We start from the raw sequence: 18,659 nt of genomic DNA, 5'->3' as shown, positions 1-18,659 counted from the left end.
ACGCCGTAGCAGGGCCCGGGAGCTGCGCGGCCCTCACTTCTCCACCAGATAAACCTCGCCCAGCAGCGACGAGTTCGACCACGGCACTTGCTTGTTTTTCGTGCCCGAGACCACCTCGGCTCGCACCCGTGTCAGCATCTGCTGCACTTCCAGGCCGGGCGTGCCGATGTGGCGGGAGAGTGCTGCGGAGAAGGGGGAGTTCGCGCCTTCGCCGTCGAGCGCCACCTGGCCCGGCGCTGTCGCGAATGCGATCAGTGTGCCGGCCCCCAGCGTTGCGCCGGACCCGAGGCTCGACGGTGCCGCGAGGCCTGGCGCGCCCTCGATGCCGCGACTGCCGCCGGTGCTTGCAACCTGTTGCGCCATCGGATTGTTGCGGCAGGCATCGAAGATCAGGATGTTGGTACGAACCTGGTCATCGAGGCCGGCCATGATGGTGTCCATGTCGATCATCGCTTCGGTCATGCTCGCGCCGGGTTTGAGCTCGACGTCGATGGGAATGAGATAGTTGCGGCCGTCGACCTGCACGCCGTGACCGGCATAGTAGACGAGTGCGACCTGCGCCCGCGCCGCATCACGCAAGAACTCGCGCGTCATCTTCTGCATCGCGGCGCGGTCGAGATCGACGCCCTCCGATACGATGAAGCCGATCTCACGCAAGCTCTTGGCGACGGCGCGCGCGTCGTTGGGTGGGTTGGGCAGTGCCTTCACATGGGCATAGGCGCCGTTGCCGATCACGAGCGCCATGCGCCTGCCGGGTGTCGCGGGGGCAGGCGAGGGCGCAGACGCGGCGTTAGCCTGCTGCTGCGTGGGCGTGGTCTGCTGTTGTCCCGACGAGGCGGGCGCATCGCGCGGGATCGGGGCAGTCGCGTCCGTCACGAGCGACAGCCTCACTTTTGCGGTGGCCTGATTGGCCTTGCTGCCGGCGTCCGAGGCCACGATCGCGAGCGAGGCGTTGTAGTCGTCCTTCGCACGCGCGTAGTCGCCCTTGGCTTCATAGGCCAGCGCGCGCTGGGTGTAGGCGGAGATCAGCACGCTGTTCGGCGGCGTCATGATGTTGACCGGCGGCTTGTCCTTGGCGAGCCGGATCGCCTCGCTGCCGTCGGCGATCGCCCGATCGAGATCGTTCTTCGCGCGCCAGATCGCTGTGCGGTTGATCAGCGGCTGCGGCAGCGTCGGATCGAGCCGGATCGCCTGGTTGATGTCGGCGAGCGCGCCGTCGAGGTCGCCGAGCGCCTCCTTCGCGATGCCGCGGTTCTGGAACGAGAATGCCGATTTCGGATCGGCCTTGATCGACATGTCGTAATCGGCGATCGCCTTGGCGTAGTCGCCCTTGCCGCGCCAGGCATTGCCGCGGTTGTGGAAGATGATGCCGCTCGGCGGTCCGAGCTTCAGCGCATCGTCGAAATCCGCGATCGCGATGTCGTAGTCGCCCTTGTCGTAATAGGCCGAGCCCCGCATGTTGTAGACTGCCTGGCTCGGCTGCAGCCGGATCGCTTCGGTGGTGTCGGCAATGACCCGGGCGTAGTCGCCCTTCTTGTTCCAGCCCACCGCGCGCCAGAAATAGACGGTCGCGAGCTGCTCGCCCTTGAAAACCTTCAGCGCGATGATCTTGCTGCAGGCGTCGACCATCTGGTCCGCCGGGGTGGTCTCGGTGGTGCAGAGCGGCCCGAGCTGGCTGCGCGACTGGGCGGAGCAGGGCGCCGACCAGAACGCAGCGGCCAGCAGGCCGAATGCCAAAAGCAGGCGGCGCATGGGGCTTCGGATGCGGGCGATACGACGGAAGGGGGACATGCCCCTTTTGTCGCCCCTGAGGGATCGCCGGTTCAGATCCCGTGAGTTGCGAGGGCAGGCCTACTTCTTCGGTTGGCGGGTGCGGACCTCGATGAAGCCGCCGGCCATTTGCACTTCGAATCGCGACAGGAAGCTCATGCCGAGCAGGCCATCCACTCCGGCGCCGAAGCTCTTGTCATCCGTCGTCTGAACCGCCACGGGCACGTTGGTTGCTTCCAGCTTGCCGAGCGCAACCTTGTCGGCCCTGGATAGCTTCGCCTTGATCTGGCCGTTGGCCGTTATGAGAGTGATCTCACTGGCGCCTGTGTCGGAGATCTTGGCGCGGTCGGCAAACGCGGCCTTCACGGACACGTAGCTCGCGCCGGTATCGAGGACGAATAGTCCGGAGACGCCGTTGATCGCAGCCTTCACCGTGACGACGTCCCTTCCCCCGCGCAGAGGGAAGCTTTCCTTGCGGGATTCGGTCGAGGCGACGCAGTTGCCCTGGCTCTCGTAGTCCGCGATGATTTTCCGCGTCTGGCTGGTATCGCGAGCGGCCGGATCGAGCGCGACCCATAGACTGATCGGCGCTGTTGCCTCGCAGAACTGTTTGAGAGCGGCATAGGCGCCAGCCATGCGCAGGAAGACGCGGCTCGAGATCGATTTCTTGTCCGTGCCATAGAGCTCGATGGCATCGGAATAATCGGCCAGCGCGCGGCGGTAGTCTTGCACGCCGTCAAGCGCGACGCCCCGCAAGTAATGCGCGTCGTGATTGGTCGGTGCACGCCGGATGAACTCGTCGGCGACCTCGACCGCTCGGGGATAATCCGTGAGCCTGAGATAGATGTTGATCGAGCGATGCAGTGCCGTGATCGGCGCGCCGCAATTCATGACGAACTTGTAGAGCCCATCAGCGGCCTGCCGACGGTAGCCGAGCTTGTCCAGCGTCAGTGCGAGATCGCCGATGCTCTTCTGGTCGCACGGCTCGCGCTTCAGCTCTTCCAGGCGCAGCCAGATGAACGGGTCGCGCGCGGCCGCAACGGGCAGGACGCCGATCCTTTCATAGACGGATGCGAACACTTCGTCGGGATTGTCGTCCAGATAACCTGCGCGTGCGCCGCCCGATACTGCCGCCAGAACACAAGCGGCGAGCCACAATGACCTCAACATATCCTGCCCCGAACATCCCCGTTCGCTACGTATACCGGGAAGTGTGGGGGCGGCCAAACGCACGATGGGGGTGTCCCGGAGCGTGGTGCGGCCGATCGATCGGCTGTTGAGCAATTCCAGGGGGTATTCCCTCAATGGGCAGAATTTGCTAGGAGGGCCGTGCCCAACATTCCTGCCCACCGCCGTCCCACTCATGAAAAACGACGAAATCCTGAGCCAAATCACCGAGTTCTGCCGCAAGGCGGACATGGCGGAATCGACGTTTGGCCGGCGTGCGGTGAACGATGGGAAGCTCGTGCACCGGCTGCGCGAGGGCAAGCGCATCACCATCGACACGCTGGAGCGGATCCAGGCCTATATCGCCGCGTCCACGACGGGCGGCCTGCCGCCGCCGCGGGGTCTTCAGGTGCCCCCGGAAAAGCGCGATCCGCGCGGCAATTTCCGTTTCTTCGAGAACCGGCAGAAATATCTGCTGTTTGTCCACACCTGCAGCGAGAAGCGGGTGGTTGCGGAGCGCGTCGCGCTGGAACTCGCCAGCATCCATCCGCGACCCCCGGCGTTGCGCATTTTCGATGCCGGTGTCGGCGACGGCACGGTGCTGGCACGGGTGCTGCGCGCGACGCACCAGCGCTACCCGCACATGCCGTTCTATGTGGCCGGCAAGGAGCTCAGTCTCGAGGATCTGCGCCTGACGCTGGAGAAGGTGCCGGACCGCATTTTCGAGCATCCGGCGTCGGTTTTCGTCTTCACCAACATGTTCTATTCGGAGGCGCCCTGGCTGACGCCCGCGTCGCCTGCGGCCGCCGCTGCCACCGTCTGGCACGAGGTCCCGCTGCGGGGGGGCTCATCGGGCGAATTCGAGCAGCAGATCGCCGAGCTGCGGCCGTTCCTGGAGCAGAACTGGCGTGCCGCGATCAGCCCGCGCACCGCCATGCCGCTGTATGAGCGGCCGGTGGTGCTGGTGCTCTATCGCGAGGACCACCGATTCCTGCTGGATTCGACCATTCCGCGGCCGGGCCAGACCGAGGCCAATTTCGACCTCGTCATTGCATCCCAGCCATACCGGGCGCTGTCCTCGGTCAATTTCCGGGCCAAACGGATCATTGCACCGCTGGCGCGGGCGTTGCGGCCGGGCGGCCGGCTGATCGGTATTCACTCCCATGGTCACGATCCCGGCATGGAAATGATCCAGGCGATCTGGCCCGGAGAAAATCCTTTCTCGGTGAGCCGCCATGAGCTATTGCGCGCCGTGAAGTATGAGCTTGGGTCGTTGGGCCGCGACTTAAATTTTAATGCTTACGCGGATAACCGTTCGATCTTCAGGTATGATATGGAAGCGCTGCCCAACGAGGTGACGGGTACCATCGGAACCTCGACGGCCTTTGCAGCGTGGAATGCGGCGGTGTATGTCGCTCAGATTGAGGACGACCGGTTGACAGATATGACTCAAAACGGCCGCACTCTGGATGCCGCCAGGGATGTGCTGCGAAAGTACAACGGGCTCTGGTTTCTCGACGAATCCTACGTCATCTCGCGCCGGCGTGATTGACATAATCCAAGGGTAAACATCGCAAACTCCGCCTGAAGCGGCGGAACAAGGGGTTACTGATGCGCGCGTCCTATCTTTTCACCAGCGAGTCCGTGTCCGAAGGCCATCCGGACAAGGTCTGTGACCGGATTTCCGATGAAATCGTCGACCTGTTCTACCGGGAAGGGCCGAAGGCCGGCATCGATCCCTGGCAGATCCGCGCCGCCTGCGAGACGCTGGCCACCACCAACAAGGTGGTGATCGCCGGTGAGACGCGCGGTCCGTCGTCCGTCACCAACGAGCAGATCGAGGGCGTCGTGCGCGATGCCATCAAGGACATCGGTTACGAGCAGGACGGCTTCCACTGGCAGAAGGCCGACATCGAAATCCTGCTGCATCCGCAGTCGGCCGACATCGCACAGGGCGTCGACGCGCTGCAGCCGGGCGAAGTCAAGGAAGAGGGCGCCGGCGACCAGGGCATCATGTTCGGTTACGCGACCAACGAGACGCCCGACCTGATGCCGGCGCCGATCTTCTACGCCCACAAGATCCTGCGCCTCATCTCCGAAGCGCGCCACTCCGGCAAGGAGAAGGTGCTGGGTCCGGACTCCAAGAGCCAGGTCACCGTGCAGTACGAGAACGGCAAGCCGGTCGGCGTGCGCGAGATCGTGGTGTCGCACCAGCATCTGGTCGAGGACATCTCGTCGAAGCAGATCCGCGACATCGTCGAGCCCTATGTGCGCGAGGCGCTGCCGAAGGACTGGATCACGCCGAAGACCATCTGGCACATCAACCCCACCGGCAAGTTCTTCATCGGCGGTCCCGATGGTGACTCCGGCCTGACCGGCCGCAAGATCATCGTCGACACCTACGGCGGTGCGGCTCCGCATGGCGGCGGTGCGTTCTCCGGCAAGGATCCGACCAAGGTCGACCGCTCCGCGGCTTACGCTGCCCGCTACGTCGCCAAGAACATCGTCGCCGCCGGTCTTGCCGACCGCTGCACGCTGCAGCTCGCCTACGCCATCGGCGTGGCGCGTCCGCTGTCGATCTACATCGACACCCACGGCACCGGTAAGGTGTCGGAGGACCAGCTCGAGAAGGCCGCCGCCAAGGCGATGGACCTCACCCCGCGCGGCATCCGCAGCCATCTCGATCTCAACCGTCCGATCTACGCGCGCACCTCGGCTTACGGCCATTTCGGCCGCACGCCGGACAACGAGGGCGGCTTCTCCTGGGAGAAGACCGATCTCGTCGAAGCGCTCAAGCGCGCGGTCTAATTTTTGTACGTCATTCCGGGTTCGCACGAATCCGGAATCCTTAATCCTCACGTCGCGATTCCGGGGCTCCTCTTGGAGGCGTCCCGGAATGCCCGTTCAACAACAGGACACTCGCAATGAACGCGAAGCCCGGCTTCACCGATTACATCGTCAAGGACATCTCGCTCGCCGATTTCGGCCGCAAGGAACTCTCGCTCGCCGAGACCGAGATGCCCGGCCTGATGGCCACCCGCGAAGAGTACGGCCCGAAGCAGCCGCTGAAGGGCGCGCGTATCGCCGGCTCCCTGCACATGACCATCCAGACCGGCGTGCTGATCGAGACGCTGGCTGCCCTTGGCGCCGACATTCGCTGGGTCTCCTGCAACATCTATTCGACGCAGGATCACGCTGCGGCTGCGATCGCCGCTGCCGGCATTCCGGTGTTCGCGGTCAAGGGCGAGACGCTGAAGGATTACTGGGATTACACCGCAAAGCTGTTCGACTGGCACGGCGGCGGTCACCCGAACATGATCCTCGATGACGGCGGCGACGCCACCATGTACGTCCATCTCGGTCTGCGCGCCGAGAAGGGCGACACCGCCTTCCTCGACAAGCCCGGTTCGGAAGAAGAGGAAGTCTTCTTCGCGCTTCTGAAGAAGCAGCTCAAGGAAAAGCCGAAGGGCTACTTCGCCGCGATCGCCGAGAGCATCAAGGGCGTTTCGGAAGAGACCACCACGGGCGTGCATCGTCTCTACGACATGCAGAAGGCGGGCACGCTGCTGTGGCCGGCTATCAACGTCAACGACAGCGTCACCAAGTCGAAGTTCGACAACCTTTATGGCTGCCGTGAATCGCTGGTCGACGGCATCCGCCGCGGCACCGACGTCATGATGTCGGGCAAGGTCGCGATGGTCGCGGGCTTCGGCGACGTCGGCAAGGGTTCGGCCGCCTCGCTGCGCCAGGCCGGCTGCCGCGTGATGGTGTCCGAAGTCGATCCGATCTGCGCGCTGCAGGCGGCGATGGAAGGCTATGAGGTCGTGACCATGGAAGACGCCGCGCCCCGCGCCGACATCTTCGTCACCGCGACCGGCAACAAGGACATCATCACCATTGAGCACATGCGTGCGATGAAGGATCGCGCCATCGTCTGCAACATCGGCCACTTCGACAACGAGATCCAGATTGCGGGTCTGCGTAACCTGAAGTGGACCAACATCAAGCCACAGGTCGACGAGATCGAATTCCCCGACAAGCACCGCATCATCATGCTGTCGGAGGGGCGCCTCGTGAACCTCGGCAACGCAATGGGCCACCCGTCCTTCGTGATGTCGGCGTCCTTCACCAACCAGACGCTGGCGCAGATCGAGCTGTACGCCAACAACAAGGATGGCAAGTACAAGAAGGAAGTCTACGTGCTGCCGAAGTCGCTCGACGAGAAGGTCGCGCGCCTCCACCTCGCCAAGATCGGCGTCAAGCTCACCGAGCTCCGCAAGGACCAGGCCGACTATATCGGCGTGAAGCAGGAAGGTCCGTACAAGAGCGACCACTACCGCTACTGAGCCGCTGATCGCAGAGATCAACGACGCAAAGCCCCGGAGCGATCCGGGGCTTTGTTGTTTCGGCGCATGGAATTCAACTCGCTTTCCAGTTGCTGCACGGCTGATTGCCAATTGACGGCCACCATTGGCGGGCGGACAATCCTCCCCTGCGGAGGAAACCATGCAACAAGAACATTTCGACGTGCTGATCGTCGGTGCCGGCCTATCCGGCATCGGCGCGGGCTATCATCTTCAGAGCAAGTGCCCGGGCAAGAGCTACGTCATCCTGGAGGGGCGCGACTGCATCGGTGGCACCTGGGACCTGTTTCGCTATCCCGGCATCCGCTCCGACAGCGACATGTTCACGCTCGGTTATTCCTTCAAGCCGTGGACCGATCCGAAGGCGATCGCCGACGGGCCGCAGATCCTGAACTATGTGCGTGAGACCGCGACCGAAAACGGCATCGAGAAGCACATCCGCTTCCGTCATCGCGTCAAGCGCGCGGCCTGGTCGACGCCGGAGGCGCGCTGGACCGTCGAGGCCGAGCGTATCACGGGGGAGGGGGCGACCGAGCTGGTGCGCTTCACCTGCAATTTCCTGTTCATGTGCTCCGGCTATTACAAATACGAGGCGGGCTATACGCCGGAGTTCAAGGGCGTCGCCGATTTTGCCGGCCGCATCGTGCATCCGCAAAAATGGACCGCGGACATCGACTATGCGGGCAAGCGCGTCGTCGTGATCGGCTCGGGCGCGACCGCGGTAACACTGGTGCCGGAGCTCGCCAAGACAGCGGCGCAGGTCACCATGCTGCAGCGCTCGCCGACCTATGTGGTGTCGCGTCCCGCCCAGGATCCCGTCGCCAACAAGTTGCGCCGCAATCTGCCGGCGCGGCTGGCCTATCATTTGATCCGCTGGCGCAACGTGATGTGGGGAATGTTCTTCTTCCAGCTCAGCCGGCGGCGGCCGGACAAGGTGAAGAACCTGATCCTCGGTGGCGTACGGATGGCGCTCGGCCCCGACTACGACATCGCAACCCATTTCACGCCGCGCTACAACCCCTGGGACCAGCGGCTCTGCCTCGTGCCCGACGGCGATCTGTTCAAGGCGATCCGCGAAAAGCGTGCCGCCGTGGTCACCAACGAGATCGACAGCTTTACCCACGACGGCATCAGGCTAAAGAACGGCAGCGAGCTTGCGGCCGACATCATCGTGACGGCGACGGGGCTGGTGCTCCAGGTCGTCGGCGGCCTGGATGTCAGCGTCGACGGTCGTGCCGTCGATTTCGCCAACACGCTGACCTACAAGGGCATGATGTATGCCGACGTGCCGAACATGGCGTCGGCCTTCGGCTACACCAACGCCTCCTGGACGCTGAAATGCGATCTCACCTGTGAATATGTCTGCCGTCTCATCAACTACATGGACCGGCATAATTTCCGCCAGGCCATGCCGCACAATGACGACCCCGAGATCACCGCGCAGCCTTCGCTCGACTTCACCTCGGGCTATGTGCAGCGTTCGGTCGCCAAGATGCCGAAACAAGGCTCGAAGCAGCCATGGCGGTTGTACCAGAACTATGCGCTGGACATCGTCTCGTTGCGCTTCGGCCGCATCGACGACGGCGTGATGCGATATTCCTGATCACGCCGCCGCCGCTTCTATGCCTTGCGCGTGGTGAGCGCGAGGCCAAGGTCGATCGCGAGCGCCAGCACCGCGGCACCGCCGCCGAGCGCGAACAGAACCAGATAGTCGCCGCCGGTGTTCGCATAGATCCAGGAGAAGCCGTAAGCCGCGGCAGCCTGGAATAGCGCAAAGCTGGTGGTGGCATGGCCCCATGTCGCGCGCTGCTGCTCGCTCGAGTGCGGGACAAGCTCGTGGATACGTCCGAGCACCAGTGGCACGATGCCCGGCGTGAAGCCGCCGACCACGATGCTCGACACGATCAGTGACGCCGGCGCGGTGCTGACGGTCGGGAGCAACACGGCGGCCGCCTCGATCAAAAAGGCCGCGCGCAGCGCCGGGCCGAAGCCGGATCGGTCACCGAGATGACCGGTGACGAGCGGGCCGACGATGGCGCCGAGGCCGTAGAGCACCCAATAGCGCGATCCGGCCGCAATGCCCTGGCCGAGACCGCGCGCCACGAAATCGACGATGAAGACCATATGCGGCACCAGCGCCACCGCGTTGAGCCCATACTGGATCAGCAGCGCACGGGCCGCAGTCGGCGTGCGATGGTGCTTCGCTTGATGCGCGGGCGCAGCGCCGGTCGTGGTGTCCGCAGGCCAATTCCACCAGCTCGCGAGCGTCAGCACGGCCGAGAGGACGCCAAGGCCAACCCAGCTCTGCTGCAGGCCCTGTTGCAGCAACAGCGGCACCAGCGTGCCCGATGCCGCGACACCGAGACCGACGCCCGCAAAGATCACGCCGCCGACGATGCCGCGCCGGGCAGGCGAGGTGTGCGGCAGAATGACGGACGCCGCCAGCACCATGATGATTCCGCCGGTGAGCCCGGAGAGGAATCGCCAGGCGAAGAACCAGGTGAAGGACACAGGCGCTGAGCTGGCAAAGAACGAGAGGGTCGCCAGCACCATCATCGCCCGCAGCGCGAGAACTGCGCCAACGCGCGCCGCGACAGTCCGTGCGGCGAGCGCGCCCGCGAGATAGCCGGCGAGGTTCGCGGCGCCGAGATAGACGACGTCGGACGCGCTGAACCACTTCGCGGCAATCAGCGCCGGGATCAGCGGCGTGTAGGAGAAGCGGGCGAGGCCAAGTCCGACCAGCGATGCGGACAGTCCTGCCACCGCATAGCGCCAGGTTCGTTGTGATTCTGATCCCGGCTGCGGGTGCAGCCGGGTCTCGATGTGTTGCTTCGTGTTTGCGTTGGTCATGTCATCCTCCTGCGCACGATGGCGCACGGATCATTCTGTTGGGCTCGCGCGGCGGCGCCGGAATTCCGGTACGGGTAGGCCGCCCCAGCCCCAATTGTCGGTGTCGACTTCCTCGATCACGACGAAGGTGGAATCGAGCGGTTTGCCGAGAACGTCGCGCAACAGCTCGCTCGAGCCCTTGATCAGCGCGGCTTTCTCCTCCGCCGTGAGCGACGCCGTTCCCGGCGTCGTCCCTTCTCGGGTCACTTGAATGGTGACGATGGGCATGGTGCTGCTCCGCGGTCAGTGGCCGGCGCTCTGGCCGCCGTCGACATGCAGGATCTCGCCGGTCACGAAGCTTGCCTGCTCCAGGTAGAGCACGGCATCGACGATGTCGGACATCTCGCCCATGTGACCGACCGGGTGCATCGCGCCGAGCTGGGCATGCGTCGCGACCGGGTGCATCGGCGACTTGATGATGCCGGGCGCAACCGCGTTCACGCGAATGCCGCGCTTGGCGTATTCGATCGCGAGCGACCTGGTCGCGGCGTTCAGTCCACCCTTGCTCAGCGAGGCCAGCACCGAGGGTACGTTCGAGTTGGCTTGATCGACCAGGGTGGTCGTGATCTGCACGACGTGGCCAGAACCCTGCTTCTCCATCTCGGCGATGGCGAGCTGCGTGATGTTGAAGAAGCCGGCGACGTTGGTGCCCATCACCGCCGCATAGTCCTCGGCCGTGTACTGCGTGAATGGCTTTGCGACGAAGATGCCGGCATTGTTGACCAGCGTGTCGACGCGGCCGAAGCGGGCGACGGCCTGCGCAACCACGCGTTCCGCAGTCTTCCGGTCGGCGATGTCGCCGGGAATGGCAAGGACATCGTCATCGCCGGACGGCTTGACGGAGCGCGCCGTCGCAACGACGCGATAATTGCGATCGCGAAAACCCTGGACGAGGGCGGCGCCGATGCCCTGCGATGCACCGGTAATGATGGCAACCTTTTGCTCGATACCCATGACGGGCTCCTGTTGTTGATCCGCGCCAGCACCGGCTGGCTTGGGCGTTGAGGTACGCCGCGCCGGCCTGCTCGCGAATACACGCCGTCCGGCAGACACTCTTTCGCGGCGCGTATGAATGCCGGACCGGCGTCCGGCGGCAGTTGTCGCGACTGGGACAAGGGCTTAATTTGTCATTGGAATTTCACGGGGCGGCGGGAAGGCATGGATCGTCTGGATGCGATGAAGGTGTTCGTCCTCGCGGTGGACGAGGGCAGCCTGGCCGCCGCAGGCCGCAAGCTCGGTCGCTCGCCGGCGGCGGTGAGCCGCGCCATCGCCTTCCTGGAGGGGCACGTCGGCGCCGAGCTGCTGCACCGGACCACGCGGTCGATCAAGCTGAGCGAGGAGGGCGAGCGCTATGTCGCTATCTGCCGGCGCGTGCTGACCGAACTCGAAGAGGCCGACGCCATTGCGGCCGGCCCGCGCGCGGCGCCACGTGGCCTGCTGACGATCACGGCGCCAGTGGTGTCAGGCGAGATGGTGCTGCGCCCGATCCTGGATGCGTTTCTGGACGCTTATCCGACCGTTTCGGCAAAGCTTCTGCTGTTCGATCGTGCGGTCAACCTGATCGAGGAGGGGTTCGATATCGCGCTTCGCATCGGTCCGCTGGCGGATTCAGCGATGGTGGCGATGCCTCTCGGTGAGGTCCGTCGGGTCGTGGTGGCCGCGCCGCGCTATCTGAAGCAGCATCCGCGCATCGCGGAGCCAGGCGACCTCGCCAAACACCAGATCGTGGCGATGGCGCATCTGCCGAATTCATGGACCTTTGCGCCGTCGAGGAATTCAACGGTGCCGCGGACGGTTCAGTTCACGCCGCGCCTGATGGTCAATAGCACCTATGCGGCGGTCGCCTCCGCGGTGGCCGGGCGTGGCATCGCGCGGATGTATTCCTATCAAGTTGCCGAGCAGGTTGCGCGCGGCGAACTCGAGGTCTTGCTTGCGAGCGACGAGGATCCGGAGATGCCGGCGAACCTGATCTCGCCGCAGGGCCGGCTCTCGGTGCCGAAGGTGCGTGCCTTCGCCGATTTTGCCGTGCCCCGTCTGAAGAAGCACTTTGCACAGTTCAGGAAGAGCATTGGCGCTCGCTGAGGTGTCGCGCCGCGACTGCCAATGCGTTGTTTTGCGTATACGGCCGCTGGGCTGAATCGGCGATGGTTCCGAACGGTTAACGCCGGATTAACGGATGAGTCCTAGCCTGTCTCGGCCGGGGTTACTCGCATGGCCGAGGTGAGCCCAATGGAAGCCCAGAAGATCGCGGTCGACGCCGTCGTCGCGCTGACCGATTGCGACCGCGACGCCGTCACTACCTTCATCCGCCGGCTCTATCTCGCCGGCGTTACCGACCCTAAGCGCCTGACCTTCAAGGGCCTCCAGGCGCTGTCCCGGGCGTGATTCGGCCGGTTTTGGTCCATTTTAGCCCGGGTTCCATCCCCGAACTCTCCCCAGCGTGACCGCAACCCCCCGGTGAATATCTTGCCGGTGGGGGCCGGCCGCGGTAGATCACGTCCCCGGCTGGGTTACTCGGGATTTGGGGAAATGCTGAAACAGCTTTTTGCGCCGCAGCTTGTCATTTTGTATGTGCTGGCGGCATCGACGATTTACGTTCACTTTCGGGGCAAGCAGCGGTTGCGCTTCGCGCGCCAGCTCGGCGATCACTCGACCTATCTCGCACCTTATAACGTGCTGATGTATGCGGGCTCGGCCGTGCCGAACAAGCCTGTCATCTCGGTCGAGCAGTTTCCCGAGTTGAAGCCGCTCAGCGAGAACTGGGAGACCATCCGCGACGAGGCCGTCCGCCTGTTCGACGAAGGCTTTATCCGCGCGGCAGCGAAGAACAACGACTGGGGTTTCTACTCATTCTTCAAGAGCGGCTGGAAACGCTTTTACCTGAAATGGTACGACGACTTCCTGCCCTCGGCGAACACGCTGTGCCCGAAGACGGTGGAGCTGCTCAAGTCGATCCCGAGCGTGCACGGCGCCATGTTCGCGATGCTGCCTCCGGGCGGCAAGCTCGGCGCTCATCGCGATCCCTTTGCCGGATCGCTGCGCTATCACCTCGGCCTCGTCACGCCGAACTCGAACAAGTGCCGCATCCTCGTTGACGGCGTCGAATGCGTCTGGCGCGACGGCGAGGCCTTCATGTTCGACGAGACCTTCATCCACAGCGCCGAGAACCAGACTGACGTCAATCGCATCATCCTGTTCTGCGATGTCGAGCGTCCGATGAAGTTCGGCTTCATGACCGCGATCAACCGCTGGGTCAGCCATCACATCGTCAAGGCGTCAGCGACACAGAACGTCGAAGGCGAGAGCGTCGGCGTGCTCAACAAGGTGTTCGGCAAGCTCTACGAGATCCATCTCGGCAGCCGCAAGGTCAAGGAGTGGAATCGTAACGTCTACTACACGCTGAAATATTCGCTGACCGCTCTGGTTCTTGGCCTCATCGTGTATTCGGCATTGACCTGATCGGCGCATCGCATTGCCTGAATCAAAAAGCCCCGGAGCAATCTCCGGGGCTTTCTGTTTGTGGAGACGCCGCAGCCGCGATCACACCGGCTTGGCACCGGTCTGAATGATCGACCCCACATGCTGTCCGCGCAGGGCCGCGCTGATCCGGCCGGGCACGAGGCCGTTCACCACTTGCACGCGCGCGATGTGGCGTGCATTCGCCATCACCTCGAGCAGCGCGGGATCGAACGGCAGTGTGCCCTTGAGCTTCGCAAGTTCGGCGAAGCTCGTCTCTTTCAAGAGCTCGGCCTTCTTGCCGTCTGCGCCATTGAGATCGGTGGTGTAGACGCCATCGACGTCCTCGACGATCGTCAAACCCGCGGCACCGAGCGCGTCGGCGAGCAGGAAGGCGCCGGTGTCAGCGCGATGCAGCGGGATGCGCGCGGTCGGGAACTCGTGATGGTGGTAGGGCGGGAACGCACTGCCGACGACCGCGCGCGCCGCCTGGAGGTGGATCGCGAGCTGGCTCGCGATGGTGCCGTGCTCGACATAGGAGACGCCCTCGGGCGCAAGCAGGCTTGCCAGGATGTGGCCGTTCTGGCCGGCCTCGCTGGCGGCGAGCGGCGCGAGCGAGCCGGCCGGCAAGCCGAGGTCGAGACCGACGCTGTAGAGATGGCGGGCACGGATGCCGGCGCCGGTCAGGATCAGCAGGCGATGCTCCGGCAGCAACGCGCGCAGCTCGTCGACGAGCGGCAGGATGGCCTCAGCGCCACGATCCATGATGCGACCGCCGATCTTGATGACCTGCAGCCAGGGCAGCAGCTTGATCGGGCGATTGCCGGCGACGGGGCGGGTGAGATCGCTGTCCAGAAGGGTCTGGCGCGCGAGCGGCGAGGCGACGTGCTTGATCTGGTTGGTGTCAGCCATGACGGTGCTCTCTTCAGCTCGCGGTGATGATGGTGCCGACATGCTCGCCCGCGAGCGCGCGGGTGAGATTGCCGGGAACGAGGCCGTTCACGACCTGCACCTGGCGGACGTGGCGCGCTGCGGTGAGGAGATCGAGCACCGGGAATTCCAGGATGGAATCCTGCAGACCCTTGGCCTTCATTTCGGCCACCGAGATTTTTGGAATGAAGGTCGCGTCCTTCGACGTTTTCGGGTTCGCGGTGTAGAGACCGTTCTCGTCCTTCACATAGATCATTGCCTTGCAGCCGAACTGCTCGGCGACGAGGAAGCATCCGGCATCGGTGCGGTAGGGCGGGATCACGCCTTCCGCCGCGGGCCGCATCCAGAGGCTATAGGGCGGCATGCCTGCGAAGATGACGGCGTTCACCTCGGCGAGAAACAGCGGCACGGACGAGAGCCCGGCGCTGCTGACGGCGGAGATGCCGTGCTTGGCCAAGAGCTGTCCGAGCATCGCGGCGTTCTGGTCGGCTACGGAGGCGCCGAGCTGCGACAGCACGCCGGCGGGCAGGCGAAGCCCGGCGGCGATCGAATAGAGATGCCGCGCGCGGGTGCCGGCGCCGGTGCCGATCAGGAGCTTGTGGGCTTTACGGGCCGCAACGATCTCCTCGACGATCGGATAGACCGCGGCGCGACCGCGATCGATCATGCTCTGCCCGCCGATCTTGATGACCGTTGCATCCGGCAGGATGCGGAAGTCCGAAGCCTTCTCTGCGGCCGCGACAAGCTGTGGGTCGGTGAGCGGGCGCTGCATCAGCAGCCCCTCGAGCTCCGTGATTGTGTTCGACATCCGAGACATCCTCTCGTTTTCTGATGCGGTCTCTGCGGTGGGACCCTCCGGTCCCGACACGCGAATCTTGCTGCACTGGCCGGTCCATGGCAACAAGGTTCGTCGCGATTTACCGGCCAAACATGGAGCAGGCAATGGCCCAATTGCCACTTGCGAACACCGAGACCGTGCAATTCTTCCGCGCGTGGCTGGATACCTTCTCAGGGTACGTTCGTGAGGTCGACTATGCCTCGGCGCGACCACTGTTCCATCCGGATGTGCTGGCGTTCGGGACGCATAACGACGTCATCCCCGGCCTCGACCAGTGGGTCACGACGCAATGGAATAATGTCTGGCCGAAGACGACCGACTTCCGCTTCGTGCTCGAGCAGATCTCGGTTCTGGCCTCACCAGACGGCACGACGGCGACCGTGATCGCACCGTGGACGAGCACGGGCTATCATCCCGACGGCAGCGCGTTTCCGCGCCCCGGCCGTGCGACCATGATCTTTTCGAGAGATGGCGATCGCTGGCTGTGCGTGCATTCGCACATGTCGCTCAATCGCGGCGTGCCGCAGACGAGCCACGCCGATCGGCCAGTGAAGGCCTGGTAGATCGCGATCACATGCTCGACATGCAAAAGGCCCCGGACCTGTCCGGGGCCTTTCGATTTCCAGATGCCGGGCAGCTTATTCCGGCTGGCCGATGCTGACCTTCAGCGTGCCGACGCCGTCGACACCGCATTCGAGCTTGTCGCCGGGCTGGAGCTGCGACACGCCGGCCGGCGTGCCCGTCATGATGATGTCGCCGGCAGCGAGCTTCACCTGCTGGGACAGCTGCCAGATCGTCTCCGGCACGTTCCAGATCATCTGCTCGAGGTCGCCCGTCTGGGCTTCCTTGCCGTTGACCGTGAGCCAGATCTTGCCCTTGGTGGGATGCCCGATCTTGGAGGCCGGCTGGATGGCGGAGGCGGGCGCCGACCCATCGAACGATTTGCCGATCTCCCACGGACGCTCCTTCTTGCGCGAGGCGATCTGGAGGTCGCGGCGGGTGAGGTCGATGCCGACGGCATAGCCGTAGACATGATCGAGCGCCTTCTCGGCGGGGATGTTGAGGCCGCCGCTCTTCAGCGCGACGATCAGCTCGACCTCGTGATGCAGGTCCTTGGTCAGCGGTGGATAAGGGATGGTGGCGCCATCGGGCACCAGCATGTCGGCGTGCTTGGCGAAGAAGAACGGCGGCGCGCGCTCGTCATTGCCCATCTCGCGGATGTGCTCGAGATAATTGCGGCCGACGCACCAGATGCGGCGCACCGGATAACGGCCGGCCTCGCCGACGACGGGGAGCGAAGCCTGGGGCGGAAGCGGGATGACATAGGAGGCGGCGTTCATGAAGCGGTCTCGCTGCTCTTGGGTTGATAGGGAACTCTATGCGGTTGCGCTGATCGGCGCCAGCGCGCCGGTGTCGTAGTGCTGCAGGCGGAAGAACGAGGCGTAGCGGCCGCCACGGCGCAGCAAGTCTTCATGCCGGCCCTGCTCGACGATCTCGCCGCCCTCGACCACCAGGATCGCGTCGGCGTGCATGATGGTGTGCAGACGATGCGCGATCACGATGGTGGTGCGGTTCTGGCAGAGATGCTCGATCGCCTCCTGCACCTGCCGCTCGGACTCGGAATCGAGCGCGGCGGTGGCTTCGTCCAGCAGGATGATCGGCGCGTTCTTGAGCAGCGCGCGGGCGACCGCGATGCGCTGGCGCTGCCCACCGGACAGCTGCGTGCCGTGCTCGCCGACCGGCGTGTCGTAGCCGAGCGGGAAGCCCATGATGAAATCATGCGCGCAGGCCGCCTTCGCCGCCTCGATGATCTCATTCTCGCTCGCGCCCGGCTTGCCGAAGGCGATGTTGTTGCGGATGGTGTCGCGGAACAGATAGACGTCCTGGCCGACATAGGCGGTCTGCGCCCGCAGCGATTTGCGCGACACCGCGCCGATCGACTGGCCGTCGATCACGATGTCGCCTTGCGTCACCTCGTAGAAGCGGAGCAGCAGCGCCAGCACGGTCGACTTGCCGCCGCCGGATGGGCCGACCAGCGCGGTGACCTTGCCGGGCTCGGCGACGAAGCTCATGCGGTTGAGCACGGTCTCGTTGGCACGGTAGCAGAAGCTGACGTCGCGCATCTCGATCTTCGCTTCGGAGAGCTTCAGCGCGGGCTTGTCGTCGTCGGAATGCTCGCTGGCCGGGCTGTCGACGACTTCGAGCAGCATGCGCGCGCCGACGAGCTGGCTGTTGAGGTCGATGTTGAGCCGCGCCAGCCGCTTGGCCGGCTCGGTTGCCATCAGGAACGCGGTCATGAACGAGAAGAACGCGCCGGGCGTGGCGTTGAGCGCGACCACGCTGTAGCCGCCATAGAGCAGGCAGCCGGCGACCGCGAAGCCGCCGAGCATTTCCATCAGCGGGTTGGAGCGGTTGGCGACGCGGGCCATCTTGTTGGCGTTGCGCTCGACGATCGCGATGTTCTCGTCGATGCGGCTCTGCATGGTGTCTTCGAGCGTGAACGCCTTCACCGTGCGGATGCCCTGCAGCGATTCCTGCATCGTCTCCAGGATGTCGGCGGTGCCGGTGAACTGGTTGTAGGCGAGGCCCTTGATGCGCTTGACCAGCTTGCGCAGCACCAGCATCGCCGGCGGCACAGCGACGAGGCCGATCAGCGACATCAGCGGATCCTGCCACACCATCACACCGATCATGGCGAGCAGCATCAGCAGGTCGCGCCCGATGGCGTTGACCAGCATGTTGAGCACGTCGGTGATCGATTTGGCGCCGGCCGTCAGCCGCGCCAGAAATTCGGATGAATGCCGCTCCGAGAAGAAGCCGACGCTCTCGCGCATCAGCTTGGCGAACAGCTGGCGCTGGTTGGTGGCGAGGATGGCGTTGCTGATCTTGGTCAGGATCACCATGTGGCCGTAGGTCGCCACGCCCTTGATGAACAGCAGGATCACCGTGATGCCCGAGAACATCGCGATGCCCGGGATGTTCTTGTCGACATAGGCCTGGTTGATGACCTGGCCGAGCACGTAGGTCGCGCCCGCAGTGGCGCCGGCGGCCGCCGCCATCAGCGCAAAGGCAACGAGGTAGCGCCGCCAGTAGATGATCCCCTGTTCCGCCACGAGGCGGCGAATGAGGACCATCGCCTCATAGGGATCGTCGGTGATTTTCTTTGGAAACTGGGCCATCCGTAGTCCATTGACGGCCAAGGCGAAAAGCCTGCCCGCGCGTCAGGGATCGAATGGCCTCTGTGC

The 18,659-nt window shown here is 64.4% G+C and carries 17 protein-coding genes; 8 read left to right on the top strand and 9 right to left on the bottom strand.

Annotated features, from left to right (window positions below):
- Window positions 1-33 precede the first annotated feature (33 nt).
- Window positions 34-1,752, bottom strand: a complete 1,719-nt coding sequence (locus NLM31_RS29760) for a caspase family protein (protein ID WP_254194580.1) — start codon at window positions 1,750-1,752, stop codon at window positions 34-36.
- Window positions 1,753-1,851: 99 nt separating this feature from the next.
- A complete protein-coding gene (locus NLM31_RS29755) occupies window positions 1,852-2,940 on the bottom strand; it encodes a retroviral-like aspartic protease family protein (RefSeq protein WP_254194579.1) in 1,089 nt (362 codons plus the stop codon).
- A 193-nt stretch (window positions 2,941-3,133) separates the two neighbouring features.
- On the opposite strand from NLM31_RS29755, the gene NLM31_RS29750 reads away from it, so the two are divergent.
- The 4 genes from NLM31_RS29750 (at window position 3,134) to NLM31_RS29735 (ending at window position 8,904) form a co-directional block, all read left to right on the top strand.
- Window positions 3,134-4,489, top strand: a complete 1,356-nt coding sequence (locus NLM31_RS29750; protein WP_254135466.1) for a hypothetical protein — start codon at window positions 3,134-3,136, stop codon at window positions 4,487-4,489.
- Window positions 4,490-4,548: 59 nt separating this feature from the next.
- Window positions 4,549-5,745, top strand: coding sequence for a methionine adenosyltransferase (metK, locus tag NLM31_RS29745; protein ID WP_254132699.1), 1,197 nt, complete (start codon window positions 4,549-4,551; stop codon window positions 5,743-5,745).
- Window positions 5,746-5,861: 116 nt separating this feature from the next.
- Window positions 5,862-7,283, top strand: coding sequence for an adenosylhomocysteinase (gene ahcY / locus NLM31_RS29740; RefSeq protein ID WP_254132698.1), 1,422 nt, complete (start codon window positions 5,862-5,864; stop codon window positions 7,281-7,283).
- A 160-nt stretch (window positions 7,284-7,443) separates the two neighbouring features.
- Window positions 7,444-8,904, top strand: a complete 1,461-nt coding sequence (locus tag NLM31_RS29735; protein ID WP_254194578.1) for an NAD(P)/FAD-dependent oxidoreductase — start codon at window positions 7,444-7,446, stop codon at window positions 8,902-8,904.
- Window positions 8,905-8,921: 17 nt separating this feature from the next.
- Here the strand turns inward: NLM31_RS29735 and NLM31_RS29730 are convergent, their stop codons facing one another.
- The 3 genes from NLM31_RS29730 to NLM31_RS29720 are packed head-to-tail and all read right to left on the bottom strand — an operon-like array spanning window position 8,922 to window position 11,144.
- Complete coding sequence (locus tag NLM31_RS29730) at window positions 8,922-10,151, bottom strand: YbfB/YjiJ family MFS transporter (RefSeq protein WP_254194577.1); 1,230 nt, start codon at window positions 10,149-10,151, stop codon at window positions 8,922-8,924.
- Between the two features lie 30 nt (window positions 10,152-10,181).
- Entirely contained in the window at window positions 10,182-10,418 is a 237-nt protein-coding gene (locus tag NLM31_RS29725; protein ID WP_254194576.1) for a 4-oxalocrotonate tautomerase family protein, read from the bottom strand.
- Between the two features lie 15 nt (window positions 10,419-10,433).
- The gene (locus NLM31_RS29720; RefSeq protein ID WP_254194575.1) at window positions 10,434-11,144 is read right to left on the bottom strand and encodes an SDR family NAD(P)-dependent oxidoreductase; all 711 of its coding nucleotides are present in this window, start codon (window positions 11,142-11,144) and stop codon (window positions 10,434-10,436) included.
- Between the two features lie 204 nt (window positions 11,145-11,348).
- Here NLM31_RS29720 and NLM31_RS29715 point away from each other — a divergent pair, with 204 nt between their 5' ends.
- The 3 genes from NLM31_RS29715 to NLM31_RS29705 all read left to right on the top strand — a co-directional run bounded on the left by NLM31_RS29715 (window position 11,349) and on the right by NLM31_RS29705 (window position 13,649).
- A complete protein-coding gene (locus tag NLM31_RS29715) occupies window positions 11,349-12,272 on the top strand; it encodes a LysR family transcriptional regulator (RefSeq protein ID WP_254194574.1) in 924 nt (307 codons plus the stop codon).
- A 147-nt stretch (window positions 12,273-12,419) separates the two neighbouring features.
- The gene (locus NLM31_RS29710; RefSeq protein ID WP_254194573.1) at window positions 12,420-12,575 is read left to right on the top strand and encodes a hypothetical protein; all 156 of its coding nucleotides are present in this window, start codon (window positions 12,420-12,422) and stop codon (window positions 12,573-12,575) included.
- A gap of 144 nt (window positions 12,576-12,719) precedes the next feature.
- A complete protein-coding gene (locus NLM31_RS29705; protein WP_254132692.1) occupies window positions 12,720-13,649 on the top strand; it encodes an aspartyl/asparaginyl beta-hydroxylase domain-containing protein in 930 nt (309 codons plus the stop codon).
- Window positions 13,650-13,730: 81 nt separating this feature from the next.
- On the opposite strand, the gene NLM31_RS29700 is transcribed toward NLM31_RS29705, so the two are convergent.
- A complete protein-coding gene (locus tag NLM31_RS29700) occupies window positions 13,731-14,558 on the bottom strand; it encodes a molybdenum storage protein subunit alpha (protein WP_254194572.1) in 828 nt (275 codons plus the stop codon).
- A 13-nt stretch (window positions 14,559-14,571) separates the two neighbouring features.
- Entirely contained in the window at window positions 14,572-15,384 is an 813-nt protein-coding gene (locus NLM31_RS29695) for a uridine kinase (RefSeq protein WP_254194571.1), read from the bottom strand.
- Window positions 15,385-15,518: 134 nt separating this feature from the next.
- Here NLM31_RS29695 and NLM31_RS29690 point away from each other — a divergent pair, with 134 nt between their 5' ends.
- Complete coding sequence (locus NLM31_RS29690) at window positions 15,519-15,977, top strand: nuclear transport factor 2 family protein (RefSeq protein ID WP_254194570.1); 459 nt, start codon at window positions 15,519-15,521, stop codon at window positions 15,975-15,977.
- 75 nt (window positions 15,978-16,052) lie between these two features.
- Here the strand turns inward: NLM31_RS29690 and NLM31_RS29685 are convergent, their stop codons facing one another.
- Together NLM31_RS29685 and NLM31_RS29680 are read right to left on the bottom strand one after the other, a co-directional pair.
- On the bottom strand, window positions 16,053-16,754 hold the full coding sequence (locus NLM31_RS29685; protein WP_254194569.1) for a fumarylacetoacetate hydrolase family protein: 702 nt from the start codon (window positions 16,752-16,754) through the stop codon (window positions 16,053-16,055).
- Window positions 16,755-16,790: 36 nt separating this feature from the next.
- Window positions 16,791-18,593: an ABC transporter ATP-binding protein gene (locus NLM31_RS29680; RefSeq protein ID WP_254194568.1), complete on the bottom strand. Its 1,803-nt coding sequence runs from the start codon at window positions 18,591-18,593 to the stop codon at window positions 16,791-16,793.
- Between the last annotated feature and the right edge of the window lie 66 nt (window positions 18,594-18,659).

It is taken from the genome of Bradyrhizobium sp. CCGUVB4N (genome assembly GCF_024199945.1).
Taxonomy (GTDB): Bacteria; Pseudomonadota; Alphaproteobacteria; order Rhizobiales; family Xanthobacteraceae; genus Bradyrhizobium.
Note: the sequence above shows the minus strand (reverse complement) of the source record. Positions and strands in the feature narration are given on the sequence as shown.